Here is a 1,089-nt window from a genome sequence, read left to right on the forward strand (position 1 = left end):
CCCGCAGTACTTGAAGATCGTGGGGAAGGTCTTGTACCGGCTCAAAGACATTGAGGCCTATGAAGAAGCCTGCCTGATCCGGAAGGTGTTCTAGGAGCGCACCCAAAGAGGCCCCGAACAGGTTGTAAATTGTTCGAACGACTTGGAATCAGTTCGAAATAGTCTTGGCGGGCCAGAACATACCAGATCACAAACCGCCTAAGTTTCCCAAGAACAAGCCGATTAAGCACTTGGGGTCTAAGACCACATTCTAAATGTTGAGACATCTACTTGTACCGAGAGTTTTCAGACCCTCTGTGCTGAGATCTCCAGAATTAGAACCTGATAGTTTGCCCCACTGTGCCCTTTTGACCCGAACCGAACTGTCAAGTAGTTGTTGGTTGAAGTGCGATGACTGCCATGCCAATGAGAGCAATCGTCGCCCCCGAGACATCCCATCGGGTTAACGAAACGCCTTCTACGAATTTGAGCCAAAGCAACGCGACAGCGATGTACATACCGCCATAGGCTGCGTAAGTTCTCCCTGCTGCGATGGGATGTAGCGTTAGAAGCCAAGCAAAAAGAGCCAATGAGGCGGCGGCAGGTATTAACAAGTACAGCGACTTACCTTGTCGAAGAACCAGCCAAGGGAGATAACAGCCGATGATTTCAGCTAGTGCTGTTATGAAAAACAGAAGGCTTAGACGCAGCAGTTCCAATGGTCTCTCCAGCATGATAAGGCTCCATTTTTGCACGTCGATGACTACTTCTGGCCAAAAGCAGTCCGTCCCTTAGCGTGCACCAACCCACCCCACTGAGAAAAAAGCCCAGCCAAACGGTATGAACCTATATGAAACCACTGCATATAGGCATCAAGGAGCTAGGCCATGGCTACTAACAAAACCGCATCTTCGAACCGACGGGCTAAAAAAATGGGTGACGTGCTGGACGCCCTGTCCAACGGCATCGCCAAAACCGCAGCCAACGAACCCAAGTTCGAGCCCAAACTCCCGGCTCCAGAGGTCCCGGCCGAACCAGCCCGCCAGCTACTGACCGAAATAATGCTCGCCGATCGCTGGGTGTGTTCAGTCGCGCGACTTCAGCGCTGGC

At 51.9% G+C, this 1,089-nt stretch carries 1 protein-coding gene and 1 pseudogene; one reads left to right on the top strand and one right to left on the bottom strand.

All coding sequences use genetic code 11. From position 1 onward, the window contains the following. Positions 1-365: 365 nt before the first annotated feature. Positions 366-698 carry a YnfA family protein gene (locus B472_RS16755; protein ID WP_026039839.1) on the bottom strand — a complete coding sequence of 111 codons (333 nt, stop codon included), beginning with the start codon at positions 696-698 and terminating at the stop codon, positions 366-368. A 168-nt stretch (positions 699-866) separates the two neighbouring features. On the opposite strand from B472_RS16755, the pseudogene B472_RS17045 reads away from it, so the two are divergent. Further along, a pseudogene (locus B472_RS17045) lies at positions 867-1,089 on the top strand (hypothetical protein); the annotation flags it as partial.

The sequence above is a fragment of the Limnohabitans sp. Rim28 genome (assembly GCF_000293865.2).
Lineage (GTDB): Bacteria > Pseudomonadota > Gammaproteobacteria > Burkholderiales > Burkholderiaceae_C > Limnohabitans_A.